Here is an 18,437-nt window from a genome sequence, read left to right as displayed (position 1 = left end):
TCACAACATCCTCCGAACACCTTCAAGAATTTTCGCACTTTCCGTATCAAGCCCTGCTATCTCAGCAATAATCTCTTTCGGCTCACGCAGTGGTGCTTCCTCCGCTTTGTTGGGGTTTTTCACGGAGAGGTCAAAAGTCTCTGGATCAATATCAGATAGATCGATAGACCACGATTTACCCGAGTCGGCAAAGCTCGCTTGCAACGCTACAAACTCTTTCAAGTCATTATCATTCAGGGCGTTGGTTTTGCCCAGACTACGCCCCGGATCAAGCTGGTAGTACCAGACCTTTCTTGTCGGTGCCCCTTTTCCAAAAAACAGCACCACGGTTTTTACCCCCGCACCCAAAAAAGTCTTGGCTGGGCAGTCCAGCACGGTGTGCAGATTACAGCTTTCCAATAGCTCTTTTCGCAGTGCTGTTGCTGCATTATCAGAGTTCGATAAGAACGTGTTCTTTATTACAACTGCTCCACGTCCTCCTGCTTTCAGGTACTTGATAAAATGCTGCAAAAACAAGAAAGCTGTTTCTCCGGTTTTAATCGGGAAATTTTGTTGTACTTCCTTGCGCTCTTTGCCACCAAAGGGCGGATTGGCAAGGATCACATCAAAACGGTCTTTCTCCTGAATGTCGGCAAGGTTCTCTGATAGCGAATTGGTATGGGTGATGTTTGGCGTATCGATCCCGTGCAGGATCATGTTCATGATGGCAATGATGTAGGCTAGACTCTTTTTTTCCTTGCCGTAAAACGTCTTTGTTTGGAGTGTTTTTAACTGGCTGGTAGTCAATTTTCCTTTGCGTAGATAGTCATGGGATTCACATAGAAATCCGGCGGAACCTACCGCACCATCATAAATACGTTCACCAATCCTGGGTTTTATCACTTGAACCATGGCACGGATTAACGGACGCGGTGTGTAATATTCCCCGCCATTACGCCCTGCATTACCCATATTCTTAATCTTGGCTTCATAGAGGTGGGAAAGCTCATGCTTTTCTTTTTGTGAACGAAAACGCAGGGCGTCCATATATTCCAGAGCATCGCGTAGGGAGTAGCCACTCTGAAACTTGTTTTTAATCTCTCCGAATATTTCCCCAATCTTATATTCGATCGTATCGGAGCTGGTTGCGCGCTGCTTGAAACCTTTCAAGTAGGGAAAAAGTTCATCATTCACATAATCAATAAGATCATCGCCAGTCAACGCTGCATCGTGATCAAATGAGCCATCCTGCTTTTTTGGGGCAGCCCAACTCGACCAATGATGTTGCTTATCAATGATGAACTCATAGGGTTTACCGACCAGTTCGGCTTCCATGGCACGCTCTTGTTCCAAGTCATCTAAATATTTCAGGAACAGCATCCACGAGGTCTGCTCAGTGTAATCAAGCTCGGTTGTGCAGCCCGCTTCCTGCCGAAGGACATCATCTATGCTTTTAAATGCTTGCTCAAACATTTTTTACCCATACTTTTTTCATCGGATGATATTGCTCTGAGTGTTTTCCTGCATGATAAGCCAAAGCAATACCTTTATTGCTCTCATTTGACAGTCTGCTGCTCTTCTTCGCTGTCAGGGAACAGTTCTTTTTTCGAAACCAAACAGTTTCATATCATCAATTCGCATGGGGTACAAAATACCGTCAAGGTGATCGACCTCGTGTTGCACCACGCGTGCATGAAAGTCGCTGGCTTGACGTTCTATTGCTTGCCCATATTGATCATAACCACGATAGCCAATATGCGTGCAGCGCTCAACCGCACCACGCATACCTGGCACACTCAAACACCCTTCCCAGCCAAGCTCATCTTCATCGCTAAGAAATTCAATCTCTGGGTTAATTAATACCGTCATGGGCACTTCTTCAGCATCCGGATAACGCGGATTCTTTTCAACACCGAATATTACCAAGCGCTTATTAATGCCAATTTGCGGTGCAGCAAGCCCGGCACCACTGTATGCGGCCATGGTGTCAAACATATCAGTAATCAGCTGGTGTAATTCATCACTATCAAACTCTGTGACAGGAGACGACACTTCCAGCAAGCTTGGTGTACCCATACGCAACACCTCTCGTACCGCCATAATAGGTAAAACTCCTCGAAGTGAAATGCAAACTGTAATAATATGTTATTTGCCAAGTTTTTGCCGTACCAAGGTCTATTGATGAAAAGTCTGTTCGCACTATTTGCATTCGCCCTACTGAGCACACCTGCTTATGCCAATGAACGTTGGTATCAGATAGAACTATTCATTTTTGCCAATAACAGCGTGCAGGGTCTGATTGGCGAACGATGGCGGCACCCTGTAGCAACCGTAAAAGCAACAGCGCCAACATTGGAAAAAAGGATGCAGGATGGTCGCTATTTTTTTGAATCAGTAAAGCAAGGCGATAAACAGCTACCGGATATCGTCGCAAAAATGAAAAAGCATTGGCAATATCGACCGCTACTTTACAGTTCCTGGCGCCAAGGGTTTACCACTGATGCCGCAGCAATACCGGTTTATTTAAGCAATAACACTGTTATTAAAAAATCAGGCGCAGTGTCAACGAGTCACTTTGGTGACAGTTTTAGCAATGAAGCGCTTAATAATAGCGGGCCGGTACTGCAACTTAGTGGAACTGCCGCAATAACACTGAGGCGTTACTTGCATCTGGAATTAAAATTAAACTATAACCGCCTGTTGAATAACCAGGATAAGGAACAAGTACGCGCTATTTACCAATCACTAGAGACTGATTATCTCAGTTTTAGTATTGACGAATCACGACGTATGCGCAGTAAGCAAGCGCACTATTTTGATCACCCTGCTTTTGGCGTCATTGCGCTGATTACGCCGATTGAAAAAAATAGTAGCGCCAATGAACAGCAGCTAAAAATCGAAACACTGTCTGCTACAGATGAGAAACCTGTAGCCACCACGCCACGACCTGAACAACGTGAAGAAGTACTTAATAATCCTGTAAGGATCTCAGTACTACAATAAGGGCAATATACCAGCCAGAAGTTGGCGTAGCTGCTGAGTACCAAGCTGCATATATTTTTCAATTTCTTTCATGTCAATAATCGTCTCAGTAGGACGTGAAGAAGCACTTGATGACCCCGCAGGGATCTCAGTGCGACCTGAACAACGTGAAGAAGTACTTAATGACCCTGTAAGGATCTCAGTACGACCTGCTGCCCAATTGACGACAAAGGCACAGGTAGCGTAATCCAGCTCCAGCTCGCGCGCCAGTGCTGCTTCAGGCATGGCGGTCATACCAACCATGGTGCAACCGTCACGCTCTAATCTATTCACTTCAGCTGCTGTTTCTAAGCGTGGCCCCGCGGTCACGCCATAAACACCTTCTGGCACTACACTTATCGCAACATTTTCAGCCGCAGTGATGAGTGCCTCACGTAAATGTTGCGAATAAGGGTAGCTAAAATCGATGTGCTTAACACCGCTATCTCTGCCATCAAAATAGCTGCTTTCACGTCGATAAGTGTAATCAATTAACTGGTCGGGCACGGCCAGCTTACCCGGTGCCATATCTTCTCGAATACCACCCACTGCTGCCGCAGCAATAATGTTTTTGACACCCAGCTCTTTAAACGCCCAAATGTTTGCCCGATAATTAATTTTATGTGGTGGAATAGTATGGCCATAACCATGTCGAGCCAAAAAAATCGCCTCGCAACCATTGAGTATGCCCGTTATAAGCGGCCCCGATGGCTCACCAAATGGCGTTTGCACCATTTGGCGTTTGGTGATTTTAAGGTTCTCCAGCTTGGTTAAGCCACTACCACCGATAATACCTAAACGATTCATTATTATTTCACTGTCCTTTCACTGCATAAATGCCATTAGCATTACGTAAATAGCCTTTGTAATCCATACCAAAACCAAAGACATAACGGTCTGGTACCGTTAAACCAATATAGTCTACGGTTAAATTGGCCTTGCGATCATGCCGCTTATCAAGCAGCACTGCTGTCTGAACTTCCCTGGCACCAGTCGCCAGGCAATAGTCACGAATAGCCGTTAAAGTATGCCCTTCATCAAAAATATCATCTAATAATAAAACCATTCTGTCTTTGATAGGCATAGAGGGCCGCGCCATCCAATGCAAAGAGCCTCCCTCTGTTTTGTCTCGATAACGTGTTGCATGAACATAATCAAGCTGTAGGGGGAAATCTAAGCGTGGTAATAATTGGCCAGACAATACCAAGCCACCTTTAAGTAAAGAAATCACTACGGGGTTGCTGCCAGCAAGCTTGTTATTAATTTCGCTTGCCATACGTGTCATCGCCCCATCGATTTTTACATACGGATAGATTAAATCTGCTTCATCCATAATACGATTTATTTCTTTCATACTAGGCTTCATCGTACGACGTCTCGCTGGAATTATGCTTGGTCTGCGGTGCACCAATGCGACCTATGCCTGGCAACTCAATAGCAAAATCAAAGAAATCAAGCTCAACATTAAGCCCAAGTAGATTCAGCTCAAGACCTTCTTCTATTCCAGTAGACACGCTAAGCAAGCCCCACAAACTAAACTGAACACCACCACTGGCGGAGCGCGAAACTATTTCATTAAGTTCACGGTAATCCTTACCAATCGCTGTCGAAGGAAGGTCGAGTTTTAATTCGGGTACCTGGCGACCAATAAATGCGGTAAACGTATTACTGTTTGGGCCAGGCCAAGTTGTATAGTCATCACGAAAAGGATAATCACTAATCGCCTGCTCGACCTGGCCAATTAATTCTTGCGCCTGTTGGCCGCGAATATCAACCAGAATCGTTGGCTCGTTACCGTACCATGGCACGTCATGATCACCTTGATGAATCATTAAAACCTCTTTGTTATGATATTTAGCCCAACCAAAAATTTCATAACGCGTGAATTCATTATCACCCGGGTGTTTTAACGCAAGCCAGGTGTGTACTGCGATAAATTTTTTTAAGCCCCAAGTACGTGCCGCATAAATCTGGATGGCTGTATCATCGATATTGATGGGGACGTGACTGATTTTTTTAGTATTACTGTCTGCGTATAGATTACCCGTAAACGCTACAACAATTGGCAGTATAAATAACAAACTAATTAGTATAAGAATTTTTTTGACACCGTACTCCTCAATAAAATCCGTGTTTCATGACACACTAGAAGTTCCTTAACTAAACACAATCGTCTTACAGCCACTTACTAAAACACGGTGATTACAATGTGCTTCTAATGCCCTAATCAAGACAAGGCGCTCAACATCACGTCCCTTGCGAATCAAATCCTCGCGTGATTCACGATGACTAATTCGGGCAATATCTTGCTCTATAATAGGGCCTTCATCCAGGTCAGAAGTCACATAATGACTGGTTGCGCCAATTATTTTAACGCCACGTTCATAAGCCTGTTTGTAGGGGTCACTACCAATAAATGCGGGTAGAAATGAATGATGAATATTGATTATCTGGTTTTTATATCGTTGGACAAACTCAGGTGACAATACCTGCATATACCTCGCTAACACCACGGTGTCGATATTATGACTATCAAGCAACTCACATTCTTTGTTTTCTTGCTCTAGCTTCATTTCGCGGTTCATTGGAAAAACCCGAAATGCAATGCCGTGTTGAGTAGCAATATCAGATAAATCATTATGATTTGAAATGATCAAAGGGATTTCTACAGCAAGCTCCCCTGCCTGGTGACGCCATAAAATTTCGCGTAAACAATGATCATATTTCGAAACAAAAATTGCTATACGTAATTTCTTGTCTTTATCTCTAATTTTCCACGTTGCATTACAATCTTTTACCAACACTGAAAATGCGCTTTCAAGTTTAGTTAACGTATATTGCGGCTCTGTGACACTCCACTCGATTCGAATAAAAAAATGACTCTCGCCACCGTCTAAATGGCTGTTTACATGCTCATCCAGACTATGGATATTGCCACCATGCTCATAAACAAAACTGGATAGTTGAGCAACCAACCCGGGCTTGTCTAAACAGGAAAACAGTAGAATTAAACGCATTATCTCACTTAATTATTACGTGCATTACGTGCAATGATTAACTAAGCTTAATCAAGTCTGTTGACGTGCAAAATAACGCCGTCAACATCGGTCACTTTCACTTTAGTTCCTGCCTCGCAGTCATCCCCTTGTATTTTCCATGTTGAATCATCGACGGTGACTTTGCCACTGCCATTGATAATCGGTTCATCTAAGGTGAACACACGACCGACATACTGTGCACTACGGCGATTAAGCGTGGGATGATCCGTTTCCGTTGGCTTGTTTTTTAAGCGCATACGCCAGACCACAATAGTTGCTACTGACAACACTGCAAAAATTATCCATTGAATCGAGGGTGCCATATCAGGAATGAAGAATAATATAACGCCAACAATGGCAGCAGAGATTCCCATCCATAAAAAGAAGGCACCCGGCGCCAAAGCTTCAATGATTAACAGCGCAACAGCGAATATCCACCAGTGCCAAAAATCTACCTGTTCAAGCATTGTTTTTATCCTGTTGTTTCGACATCGCTGACTTGGCCAATTCAGTGATACCACCAATGGCGCCAATCACGCTCGATGCTTCAAGTGGCATAAACACCAGTTTCTGGTTCGGTGCACTAGCGATTTTCTCCAAGGCGCCGATGTAGTTGTTGGCAACAAAATAGTTGATCGCATTGATATCACCCGCCTCAATCGCATTAGACACCATGGTCGTTGCCTTGGCTTCGGCTTCAGCAGAACGCTCACGTGCTTCGGCATCACGAAAGGCGGCTTCTTTACGCCCTTCAGCCTCAAGAATCGTTGCGCGCTTCTCACCATCGGCTTTCAGAATTTCAGACTGTTTAATGCCCTCTGCTTCAAGGATTGTCGCACGCTTTTCTCGCTCCGCCTTCATTTGCCGTGACAAGGCCTCCACAAGATCGCGCGGTGGTTGAATATCCTTAATCTCAATACGCGTGACCTTGACACCCCAGGGTGTGGTGGCATCATCAACAACGCCTAATAATCGCGCATTAATCTTGTCACGTTGTGATAACAGTTCATCAAGATCCATGGATCCCATGACGGTACGAATATTGGTCATGGTCAGGTTTAAAATCGCACGTTGCAGGTTATTGACTTCATACGCTGCTTTAGCGGCGTCCAGTATTTGAAAGAAAACGATGCCGTCGGCACTGATCATGGCGTTATCTTTAGTGATCACCTCCTGCGACTGTACATCAAGCACTGTCTCCATCATGTTCATCTTGGCGCCAATCTTATCGATAAACGGCACAATAAAATGCAGCCCCGGCTCCAATGTCCTGGTATAACGACCAAAGCGCTCAACGGTATACTCCATGCCTTGTCTGACAGACTTAACGCCAGCAAATAAAATCACCACCGCCAATATGACAATAGCAATGACAAATGACTCTAGTCCTATATTCATCTCAACACCTACCTTGTTGTTGTGTTAACAATAATTTCTTTATTATTTAATAGCTTAACTTTCTTTATTCAAGCTTTACTGGAACTTTTATAGCCGATTGCCAGCGCGATACCACTGAGTACCAACACACATGACAGCATAAACCGAGCTGAAATAGGTTCATCGATAAATGATACACCACCCACTGCTGCAAGTACCGGCACACTTAACTGCACTAAGGCAGCACGCACCGTAGTCATATAGGGCAATACTGCATACCAAATAGCATAGCCTGCACCTGAAGCAATCACACCCGACACCAAAGCCAGTGCCACGCCTTGCCACGATAAATGCTCGAACTCAAGCAAGAATAAACACGGAAGAATCACCATCCCTGTCGCCAATACGAAATTACCTGCTGTCGCCAACAAGGGCTGCGTCTCGCCACGGCCACGTAAGGTATACCCAGCCCACGCAACACCTGCAATCACCATGAGTGATAGCCCCAACAGTGACGGCGCGCTAGCACCTGGCGTAACCAGCACAACAAACCCCACTATCGCCAGCAACCACCCCAGCCACTCGATAATACTCGGGCGTTCACCTTGGTACAGTGCCGCCAATACCATTGTTAACTGTACTGTGGAGAAAAGAATTAAGGCGCCTATCCCTGCATCAAGCGTGATATAGGCAAAAGAAAAACCGAGCACATAAATCGCAAGAAAGACCGATGCGCGCCATTCACCAGCACGCAGCACCCATTTTATAGAACGGCTTTCAGAACGATTCAGGAAAGAAACAATCAACAATAAAGCGCCAGCACCCGATGCCAAACGCAACACAGAAAAGCCAGCTGGATCTGTAGCGTAAGCGTCCAGAGCCAAACGGCACAGTACCGAATTCGCTGCAAACGCAATCAACGCGACTGCTGTTAGTAAAAATACTCTGCTACTAGCCACATAGCTAGTATACGTATCTAAACAAAAAAATCAGCCACATGTTCAACGTATCCGTACATTAATATGCGTCTATATAGCGCTTTAAGGGGAGACACCTGATGTAGCGACTTCAGTTATATTAAGAGTATTTTGCCATCAAGCATGGTGAAAATATCTTAGTGCATAAGGTTTATTGACAGATAGACAGATAAATTTATCTATCTATTAGATAGAGTTATTAATGTGATTTCTTATTAACTTTAATGGGGGGAAACAGTTGAACAAACTAAGCACTGATACGGCGGACGCTGACAACGTTGGATAGTTGCGAGATTTTAGCCAGGACGCGACTGAGGTCGTCGATATTATTAATTTCGATAGTTAAACGCATTTTTGCTTGATTGCTATTTTTGTCTGACAAGGTATTGGCGGCAATTAAATTAACTCGGTTATTGGCAAAGACTGAGGTCACATCGTGCAGTAGCCCCTGACGGTCGTAGGCCATCACTTCTATATCAACACTGTAGTCTTTATATTCCTGGTCTGGATCAAGACCCCATGACACTTCGATTAAACGCTGTTGTGATTCGGCACTCAAGCGCAGATAGTTTTTACAATCACGCCTATGGATACTGACACCAACGCCACGGGTGATATAACCACCGATTGGTTCTCTGGGTATGGGTTTGCAACAGCGTGCCAGATGGGTCATTAAGTTACCGACACCCTGAACATTAATGTCCCCTGTTTCACGTAATTTAGGTGGCGCAGTTGGCTTTGCAAGTTCAAGGGAAGTCTCAACGGTTTTTCGCTTTAATAATCGTTCTGCTGTTCGTACGATCTGCCCCAACTTGATTTCATTACGCCCCACTGCGGCATAAAAACTATCGACCTTAGTACAATTAAACTGCTCGGCTAGTTTTTGCGTGTTAACTTGATCTAAACCGAGTCGATCCAATTCTCGCTCGACTGATTGTTTGCCTGCTGCAAGATTTTGCTCAAAATCTTGCAGGCGTAACCAATGTTGAATTTTACTGCGCGCGCGCGCCGTCTTAACATAACCTTGGTGCGGGTTTAACCAATCACGACTGGGGCCGCCACGCTTGACCGTTAAAATCTCAACATAGTCTCCCGTCGCCAAGGTATGTGTCAGAGGTACCATGTGTTGATTCACTTTGGCACCACGACAACGGTGGCCGACTTCAGTATGGATGTGATAAGCAAAATCAACCGGGGTCGCGCCAAGCTCTAAATCAACAATCTTGCCCTGAGGAGTAATAACATAGACACGATCAATATGGATTTCTGATTTAAAGCGATCGACAAAATCACTGGCATCGGAAACTTCTTCTTTCCATTCGAGCAATTGCCGCATCCATTGTAATTTATCTTCGAAGGCACCGTCATGTGCAGCACCTTCTTTATAGGCCCAATGTGAGGCCACGCCATGTTCAGCGTGGGCATGCATATCATGAGTACGAATCTGTACTTCAACTGTGTGCCCTTCAGGCCCGATTACGGCGGTATGCAATGATTGGTAATTATTTTCTTTGGGTGTGGCAATATAGTCATCAAATTCGCCACGGATATAGTTCCATTCGGCATGCACAATACCGAGCACGGTATAGCATTGCGCCATATCCTTCACTAAAACTCGCACTCCTAATACATCGTAGAGCTCGTGATAATCGAGATTCTTGCGTTGCATTTTTTTCCAAATGCTATAGATATGTTTGGGTCGTGCAACGATGTTTGCGGTAATGTTGGCCTCTTGCAATCGCCCTTCTAAATGCTGCTTAAACGAATCAAGATAGTCTTGCCGCTCAACACGACGCATCTCCAGCATTTTTGCAATACGTTTGTAGGTGTCTGGTTCAAGATAGCGAAATGAGAGGTCTTCAAGCTCCCATTTTAATTGCCAAATACCCAGCCGGTTGGCTAGGGGAGCAAAAATATCCAAGGTTTCTCTGGCAATACGTTTTTGTTTTTGTGGGCGCAGACAGGACAGTGTTCGCATATTATGCAAACGATCAGCCAGCTTGATTAATACCACGCGCACATCTTCGGCCATGGCCAACAACATTTTACGCAGGCTTTCTGCTTGTGCATGCTCTTTGAGCATGGCGGGATCGTGACCAGGTAAGGAATCGATAACATCCATCTTGGTCACACCATCGACCAAACTGGCAATGGTGGCGCCGAACTGCGTTTTAATATCTTTCAGGGTGGTGCTGGTATCTTCAGCAACATCGTGCAATAAGGCGGCAGCTATCGCCTCATGATCTATGCGAAGACTAACCAGGATATTGGCGGCAGCAAGTACATGCTGAAAGTAGGGTTCACCCGATGCACGGGTTTGGTCACTGTGGGCGTGTTGCGCCAGATCACTGGCGCGACGAATAATATCGATTTCCTGCGGGCTGTATTCAGCTGCCAAACTGTGCAACCACGTCTCGACATCAAGGCCGCTATCACTACTTTCTATTGGGTGTATTTCGGCTGCCTGTACCACATTAAAAACATCGCATAAGGTATCTTATGACAACAATAACATCGCGTTTTACTGATTGCGACAATTAATTGTCATTGAAACGTATACGTGTTGGCTCAGCTTGGTTCAGTGAAAATACTTGCCAATGAATTTTGGCAATGACGTGGTTATCTTTAATAACAAGTATTTTTCAAACATTACACCGACACCATGATGTCGATCTAATATCCGTAAATCGCATTTATTTATCTAATTACAGGTGAAATAAGTCATCTATTCGCAAGAATAAATCCTTAATTAATGCCCTTTAGATTAACATACATAACTAAATTTATCTGATAAATTAACTCACCATTGCACTAATCACTTTATCTTCTAGCTCTATACGGTCAGCCAATGTTTCACCTAAATTAGATAAATCTGTTTTTAGGTTGGCAAGCTTATCATCGTCATGAATTATCTCGGGATGATCATATTTATCGTTAAATTTGAGAATACTATCCGTGCATTGAGAAATGCGCGGAAAGGCTTTTTCTGCAACATCGAGAACTGCTCTACGGCGCTCTCGTTTTTCATCAAAGTATTGGTATAACTTAAAGTGAGCAGTGGCAGTATAATCAATCAGTGATTCGCAAAACCGCTGTAATAATGCAGGGACTGTTGTATCACCAACCTGCGGTGGGTGCACTGCGATTTCATTATATAAAGAGAGTAGTTGAGTACGGGTTATAACAAGAGCATCAATAGAGCTATGTGTCACCAAACGGCGTTCGTTTTCCATTAGCAGTACCTTTATTGTTATTACAACTGTTTACTGCGGGTCATGATGAGCGCGTCAAATTCTTGCCGGAATCGCTCTTCCTCCCACCCTTGATACGTACTAATACAATTGTCGTGCCAACTTTAAACTACGTTATTGAAAAGCAGCAGAATTTGGCTTTATGTCGAATAATCCGCAAGCAAGGTGATAAACTCAGTTTCATTCAGCACCTTGATACCCAATTCTTTGGCTCTGCGGAGCTTAGAACCTGCCTTGTCTCCTGTCACAACAACGGTTGTTTTAGCAGAAACACTGCCACTCACTTTGGCTCCTAATCTTTGTAACTGTTGTTTGGCTACATCACGCGACATCGTCGATAAATTGCCTGTCAGTACATACACCTCACCCGATAAGGGTAACCCGGTATTATTGACACTCACCACAACATCTGGCCATGTTAAGCCTACACCGATAAGCTGTTGTATGACATCACGATTACGTCCGTCATTAAAAAAATCGCGTATATGCTTAGCAACGACAGGGCCAACGTCAGATACCTCAATCAAGGCATCAAAATCAGCCTTCATTATCACGTCCAATGAACCAAAATGATTAGCTAAACTCTGTGCAGTGGTAATGCCCACCTCACGAATACCCAAAGCGAAGAGAAAACGAGGCAGAGTTGTTGCCTTGCTCTTTGCTAGAGCTGTCAGGACATTATCTGCTGACTTTTCAGCCATACGCTCTAAACCACTCAGCACTTCACGCTTAAGCTGATACAAATCGGCTACTGTGCTCACTTGGTCTTGACCAATCAATTGCTCAATCAGTTTTGAGCCCAGACCCTCAATATCCATGGCTTGGCGTGAGACAAAATGTTTAAATTGCTCTTTTCGTTGTGCATGACAAATTAAACCGCCACTACAACGTGCCCTCGGGATACTACCGCTAATGGTCTTTTCTTTCGTCACTTTTGACTGGCAAACAGGACAACAATCGGGCATTACAAACACTGTCGTATCTTTTGGCCGTTGATTTAGTACGACACTGACAACTTCAGGAATGACATCTCCTGCACGCCGTACAATAACCGTATCTCCCACACGGACATCTTTGCGTAATACCTCAGACTCGTTATGCAGACTGGCATTTGTCACCGTAACGCCACCAACAAATACCGGTTCTAAACGTGCTACCGGTGTCAATATACCGGTACGGCCAACCTGAATATCAATACCAATAATTTTACTTAACTCTTCCTGTGCAGGAAATTTATGTGCAATAGCCCAACGCGGTTCACGCGAGATAGCACCCAATGTCTGCTGTTGCGATACATCATTTACTTTATATACGACACCATCAATGTCATGTGGCAAATTATTACGCTTAGCAAGTATATCTTGATAAAACGCAAGGCAAGGTGTCATATCGTCAAACAACTGCATCTCATTTTGTACTGGCAAACCCCAGCCTCGAAGCACCTGTAAAAGTTGATAATGCCCTTGCGGCCACGTACCTTTGTGACTTTGTTCAACTATACCCACCGCATAACAATAAAATGATAAGGGGCGCTGTGCCGTAATCCTTGGGTCTAGCTGGCGAAGACTTCCTGCCGCCGCGTTACGTGGATTAACAAAGTGCTTTTCATTTTTTTTGTCTTGCAGCTTATTAAGTTTAGCGAAACCTACTTTAGTCATAAATATTTCGCCGCGAACTTCCAACCGTTCAGGGAAATCACTGCCGCGTAATAGTAAGGGTATTGCATCAATCGTTCTTACATTATGGGTAACATCTTCACCCGTTGTGCCATCACCACGTGTTGCCGCACGCATTAATTTACCCTTTTCATACAATAAACTAATGGCTAAGCCGTCGAGCTTGGCTTCAGCAACGTATTCAATTTTATCACTATGTAATCGATCACGAATACGTTGATCAAAACTCCTTACTTCATCATCAGTAAAGGCATTGCCAAGCGACAACATTGGCTGCTCGTGTTTGATTTGGCAAAAAGCGCTAAGCGGCGTTGCACCAACACGCTGAGTGGGTGAACTCGTTACGATTAGATTTGGGTGTTCTTCTTCAAGCTGATACAGCTCCCTCATTAGGCGATCATATTCAGCATCTGGCACTTGTGGATCGTCAAGCGTGTAATAACGATAGTTATGGTCATTAATTTTTTCGCGTAGCGTGTTGACTCGCTTGGTGATTTTAGGGTCTACGCTCATAAGAGGAAAACAAAGAAGGCAAGAGACAAAAAATATCGCAAGAGATTACAAGAATCAGAGCTTAAGCTGGCCTTGCTGTGACACGCCCTTAGAGGACATCTTCCGTCGGCTGTAAAAACGATGGATAGACTCTTTAATCAAATTGACGCCTTGGGTCGTCAATGTACTACGCTGGCTATCACGTAGCTCACCGCCCAAACGTCGCGCCAATATCTGGCCCGTATCAAACAGACCCTCAAATGTCTGTACAGTATTATTCTGACCCGGCAACAGCATAAATAACGTAATACCACTTGTCTTTATGCTATCCATAGCCTTCAAATCAAAAGTACCAGGTTTCATCATATTGGCTACACTAAATCGAATGGGTCTGTCATCTTGCTCAGCGTCATAAAAATGAAAGATATCGCGGTCACCGTGCTGTAAGCCAAGTTGATTAAACACTTCCAGTAATTGATCGCCATGAAATTCACGGCCTGCTTTGGCAACAACATGAACACTGATAACCATTTCAGGGTCTTCGCCTAGTGTCGATTTTGTTATCGTTTTAACTTGTAACGCTTGTAGTTCGCTAACAGTCGATGAATGATCCGTACTAGGTTTACTATCTAGGCCACTGGTTTCATCATGCTCACGCATTAATTGACCCAGTTGGTTGAGTTCTTCATCAACGCAATCGTCTATCACTTTTGCGCCAAGTTCAGGCGTGTCAGCATGTCTTTGAGATTCAAATTTGTCCTCTCTCGAGGGGGAGTGCGTTGCTGTTAGCTGATCTAGCTCCGATACCGCTTTTTCAACCAATGTCTCATCATCAGTATCAATTTGTTCCCAACGCACATCGTCATGGCCAAAACTCGTCTCATCTTCAATATGGCGTCGATACCAAAGATAAGCGCCAACGAAGATTAGAGCCAACCCCAAGACACACAAGATAATGGTCGTTAACATGTCAGAGCACCTCTACCCTGCTGCACGACTATCCGTCATGGCAACTGCCGCATCAATATCAACAGCGACTAAACGTGACACACCTGGCTCATTCATCGTAACACCAAGTAATTGATCGGCAAGTTCCATAGTAATTTTGTTATGGCTAACAAAAATAAACTGTACACGCTTCGACATCTCGCGGACAAGTTCACAAAAACGGCCTACATTCGCATCATCAAGCGGCGCATCAACCTCGTCGAGCATACAGAATGGCGCTGGCGTCAAGTCAAATATGGCAAACACCATCGCTACTGCTGTCAATGCTTTTTCACCACCTGAAAGTAATTGGATAGTGCTATTACGCTTGCCCGGTGGACGTGCCATAACGGTAATACCCGTATCAAGTAAATCGGTTCCGGTCATTTCAAGATACGCTTCGCCACCACCAAAGAGACGCGGAAATTTTTCTTTAATACCACTGTTGACCTTGTCAAAAGTCTCTTTAAAACGCAGGCGGGTTTCACCATCAATCTTACCAATAGCTTCTTCTAACGTTGCCATCGCTTCGGTAAGGTCGTCAAACTGTGCATCAAGATAGGCCTTTCGCTCAGCCTCTGATTTATATTCATCAATAGCCGCCAGATTAACGGGTTCCAAGCGCCGTATTTTGATATCAATTTTTTCGAGACGCTGCTGCCAAATTTGATCCTCTGCATCTTCAGGCAGGTTCTCAACCACCGCTGCAACTTTGTAGCCACCTTCTTCGACCTGTTCAACGATGGTGTCAGAACGTACTTTTAGCTCACCCATGTGGACACGCGCAGACTCCAACCGTAGGCGCACCTTTTCGATTTTTCCATCGCTTTCATGACGCCGCTTATCAAGTGACATCAATTCATTATCAAGCGCTGCTACCGTATCGCGCGCCTGGTTAAGTGATGATTCAATTTCCAGCCGCTGTTCAAGTTTTTGTTCTAAATCAGCCACAAGCTTTTCGATAGGCTCATCGACAGTCGTTAGCACTAATTGTAATTGTTCACGCCGTGCAGTGATTGTTTGTAGCTGTTCAGTCATACGCTGCAAACTTTGCTCAGTCAAACGCAGTTGAGTACGCATTGACTCAACATTAAGTGCTAATTGGTGTTTGGCATCGCGATTGCTCTGTGACTCAGCACGTAAACTACCTAACTGTGAGACATGGCCATCGCGCTGTTGACTAAGGCTATTGCGATTAATATCAACCTGCTCAGTCTCGCCCGTCACATCACGTAGACGTAACTGTACATTAGCTAATTCATTTTCTGTGGTTTCCAAGCCTGAATGCACTTCTATAAGTTGACTTTGCATCTTCTCAAATCGTGAACGACGCTGTGTAAGATAGGCTTTTTTAGCACTCAGCTGCTCACGCAGTGCTGCATGTTTAGAAGACACTTCGGCCAGTTCTGCTTGCAGTAATTCTCTGGCTTTTTCGGTACCGCCAATCTCTTCGGCAAGTGCGGTTAATGCATTTTTTTGCGTATCTATCGCCTCATCTAAAGATGATGATTGAACCTGTAGGTGTTGAATAATTTTTTCGCGAGCAATGACTCCAGCCGCCTCATTGCTCGATTTAAGCACACGTACCCACGATGTACTGAACCAAACACCAGCTTGTGTTACCACCGACTCGCCTTCTGCCAACTTGGCGCGAATCGACAAGGCTTCGTCAATAGTGTGGCAAATATAAACGCGTGCCAATATGTTTACTATGGCTTCAGGCGCTCTCACTTTTGCCGCCATCGTCGCCAGATCGTCAAATGCCGGATTATTTAATGAGGATGCATCGCGCGCCGTTGATGCGACACCAGCCAAACTCAACAATTCGAGTTCGCCTTGTTCAAGCTTGTCTAATACTTGTGCATGTACGTTTAAGTCATCCACACACACGGCTTGCAAATGAAAATCGAGCACTGACTCAACCGCTTGTTCCCAACCTTCGTCAACTTCAACAATATTAGCCAAGCGTTTAGCTTGCGTAAGACCACTTTGCGCCAGCCAGTCACTTACTTGTTCTTGTTGGCCTCCGAGTGCGGCTTGTTGTAAACCTTGTAATGAGGCTAGTTCATGGGTTAGCTGCTGGCGTTGACCACGTTTTTGTTCCAGATCTTGCTCAACGGATGATTGTTTTTGGCGCTGCTCACTCAGCGTTTTAGCGTATTGTTCGAGGCTTACGCGTGCTGTGCCAAGCTTATCGCTAATTGCTATAGTGGTTGTTTCTAAGCCTTCTATTTCAGTTTCATCATTAGCCAAATTAATATCAGCAATCTCGCTATCAAGGCTTTCGTTTTGTTGTGTTAATTGATTGCGACGTTGCTCAAGGTGATGACCGCGCTCGCGTTCCACTTCTGCAACACGATGCTGTTCAGCCGATTTTGCTGTTAACGCATTCCACTCATCTTGCCAAACCTGCATCAAGGCTTCTAATGCCGCTAATGCAGTAATATTGTTTTGTTCACTTTCATTGAATTGTTGCAGGCGGGGTTCATTTTCAGCCAAGCTTTGCTGTAACTCGGTGACCTTAGTGTTATCTTGCCCAATATGTGCATTGGCATGAGCCCAGGCGTTATCGGCACTTTCCAGTTCAGATTGTTGCTGCGTTTTTTTCTCTTTAGCGCCGTTAATGGACTCTTCAAGGCGGGCTATATCAGCACCCAAGCCATAAAATTGTGCTTGCACGGTGTTTAAACGCGTATCGTCTTGTGTTCTCTGCTGGCGTTGTTTTTCAAGGCCGGTCTCAACATTGCGCAATTCAGCTTGGTGCTGCTCTAGCTTATTTTCATCTTCACGCAAGCTAATTTGTTGTTTATCGACATCCACTTGCAGGGTCTGCCAACGTAACACCAGCGCCTGTGCTTTCAATTCTCGCGATTCTTGTTGTAAGATTTTATATTGTTCGGCAGCTTTGGCTTGACGATCCAGTACGTCAATGCGCTTAGCAATTTCCTCACGAATGTCGTTTAAGCGACTGAGGTTTTCATGTGTATGGCGTAAGCGGGTTTCGGTTTCGCGGCGTCGCTCTTTGTATTTTGAAATACCTGCGGCTTCTTCTAATAAATGGCGCAACTCGTCGGGCTTGGCTTCAATCAGGCGTGAGATCATGCCCTGTTCAATAATGGCGTAGCTACGTGGACCCAGCCCTGTGCCCATAAAAATATCGGTGACGTCACGGCGACGGCAACGTGTACCATTGAGAAAATAGGTCGATTGGCTTTCTCGCGTCAACAAACGCCTTATCGAAATTTCACTATACGAGGCATACTGCCCACCGGCACCGCCATCGCTATTATCAAAGATCAGCTCAACCGATGCTTGGCCAACGGGTTTACGGGTGTTCGATCCGTTAAAAATAACATCGGTCATCGATTCGCCGCGTAGGTGTTTGGCTGAGCTTTCGCCCATCACCCAACGTACGGCATCGATAATATTGGATTTCCCACAGCCGTTAGGGCCAACCACACCGACGAGGTCGCCGGGCATGGCAACGCTGGTGGGATCAACGAAGGATTTAAATCCAGCAAGTTTAATTTTTTTTAGGCGCATTACACTTCTATTTTATAGAGAGACCTTTGCATACCAGGCTCTGTCGTTGTCCCAACACTCTGCGCACTTGAAAGCTTCACAAACGTGCATCATTTG

At 44.8% G+C, this 18,437-nt stretch carries 14 protein-coding genes and 1 pseudogene; 1 reads left to right on the top strand and 14 read right to left on the bottom strand.

Annotated elements, in window-relative coordinates; translation table 11 throughout:
• Both JKY90_09890 and JKY90_09885 read right to left on the bottom strand, forming a co-directional pair.
• Window positions 1-1,452, bottom strand: coding sequence for an N-6 DNA methylase (locus tag JKY90_09890; GenBank protein MBL4852565.1), 1,452 nt, complete (start codon window positions 1,450-1,452; stop codon window positions 1-3).
• 114 nt (window positions 1,453-1,566) lie between these two features.
• Complete coding sequence (locus JKY90_09885; protein MBL4852564.1) at window positions 1,567-2,079, bottom strand: peptide deformylase; 513 nt, start codon at window positions 2,077-2,079, stop codon at window positions 1,567-1,569.
• Window positions 2,080-2,160: 81 nt separating this feature from the next.
• Between JKY90_09885 and JKY90_09880 the strand changes: the two genes are divergently transcribed.
• Window positions 2,161-2,982, top strand: coding sequence for a hypothetical protein (locus tag JKY90_09880; GenBank protein ID MBL4852563.1), 822 nt, complete (start codon window positions 2,161-2,163; stop codon window positions 2,980-2,982).
• Here JKY90_09880 and JKY90_09875 read toward each other — a convergent pair.
• The 12 genes and pseudogenes from JKY90_09875 to smc all read right to left on the bottom strand — a co-directional run bounded on the left by JKY90_09875 (window position 2,974) and on the right by smc (window position 18,341).
• Window positions 2,974-3,813: an S-methyl-5'-thioinosine phosphorylase gene (locus JKY90_09875; GenBank protein MBL4852562.1), complete on the bottom strand. Its 840-nt coding sequence runs from the start codon at window positions 3,811-3,813 to the stop codon at window positions 2,974-2,976. The genes JKY90_09880 and JKY90_09875 overlap by 9 nt on opposite strands.
• 1 nt (window position 3,814) lies before the next feature.
• A complete protein-coding gene (locus JKY90_09870; protein MBL4852561.1) occupies window positions 3,815-4,366 on the bottom strand; it encodes a hypoxanthine-guanine phosphoribosyltransferase in 552 nt (183 codons plus the stop codon).
• A complete protein-coding gene (locus JKY90_09865; GenBank protein ID MBL4852560.1) occupies window positions 4,356-5,081 on the bottom strand; it encodes a DUF3750 domain-containing protein in 726 nt (241 codons plus the stop codon). Before JKY90_09865 ends, JKY90_09870 begins: the two co-directional genes overlap by 11 nt.
• A 75-nt stretch (window positions 5,082-5,156) precedes the next feature.
• Entirely contained in the window at window positions 5,157-6,017 is an 861-nt protein-coding gene (gene purU / locus JKY90_09860; GenBank protein ID MBL4852559.1) for a formyltetrahydrofolate deformylase, read from the bottom strand.
• A gap of 47 nt (window positions 6,018-6,064) precedes the next feature.
• Window positions 6,065-6,505, bottom strand: a complete 441-nt coding sequence (locus JKY90_09855; GenBank protein ID MBL4852558.1) for an NfeD family protein — start codon at window positions 6,503-6,505, stop codon at window positions 6,065-6,067.
• Window positions 6,498-7,436 carry an SPFH/Band 7/PHB domain protein gene (locus tag JKY90_09850; GenBank protein MBL4852557.1) on the bottom strand — a complete coding sequence of 313 codons (939 nt, stop codon included), beginning with the start codon at window positions 7,434-7,436 and terminating at the stop codon, window positions 6,498-6,500. Before JKY90_09850 ends, JKY90_09855 begins: the two co-directional genes overlap by 8 nt.
• Window positions 7,437-7,504: 68 nt before the next feature.
• Window positions 7,505-8,374, bottom strand: a complete 870-nt coding sequence (locus tag JKY90_09845; protein ID MBL4852556.1) for a DMT family transporter — start codon at window positions 8,372-8,374, stop codon at window positions 7,505-7,507.
• Between the two features lie 265 nt (window positions 8,375-8,639).
• Entirely contained in the window at window positions 8,640-10,865 is a 2,226-nt protein-coding gene (gene relA / locus JKY90_09840; GenBank protein ID MBL4852555.1) for a GTP diphosphokinase, read from the bottom strand.
• Window positions 10,866-11,187: 322 nt separating this feature from the next.
• Window positions 11,188-11,625, bottom strand: a complete 438-nt coding sequence (locus tag JKY90_09835) for an Rsd/AlgQ family anti-sigma factor (GenBank protein MBL4852554.1) — start codon at window positions 11,623-11,625, stop codon at window positions 11,188-11,190.
• A 158-nt stretch (window positions 11,626-11,783) separates the two neighbouring features.
• Window positions 11,784-13,832 (bottom strand): NAD-dependent DNA ligase LigA, encoded by a 2,049-nt coding sequence (gene ligA, locus JKY90_09830; protein MBL4852553.1) that lies wholly within the window; start codon window positions 13,830-13,832, stop codon window positions 11,784-11,786.
• A gap of 54 nt (window positions 13,833-13,886) precedes the next feature.
• Window positions 13,887-14,780, bottom strand: a complete 894-nt coding sequence (zipA, locus tag JKY90_09825; protein MBL4852552.1) for a cell division protein ZipA — start codon at window positions 14,778-14,780, stop codon at window positions 13,887-13,889.
• 12 nt (window positions 14,781-14,792) lie between these two features.
• Window positions 14,793-18,341 (bottom strand): annotated as a pseudogene (smc, locus tag JKY90_09820) (chromosome segregation protein SMC).
• Window positions 18,342-18,437 lie beyond the last annotated feature (96 nt).

This window comes from Gammaproteobacteria bacterium (assembly GCA_016765075.1).
In the GTDB taxonomy this organism is placed as follows: Bacteria; Pseudomonadota; Gammaproteobacteria.
The sequence above is the reverse complement of the archived record's forward strand: the minus strand, read 5'-3'. Positions and strand labels throughout refer to the sequence as shown.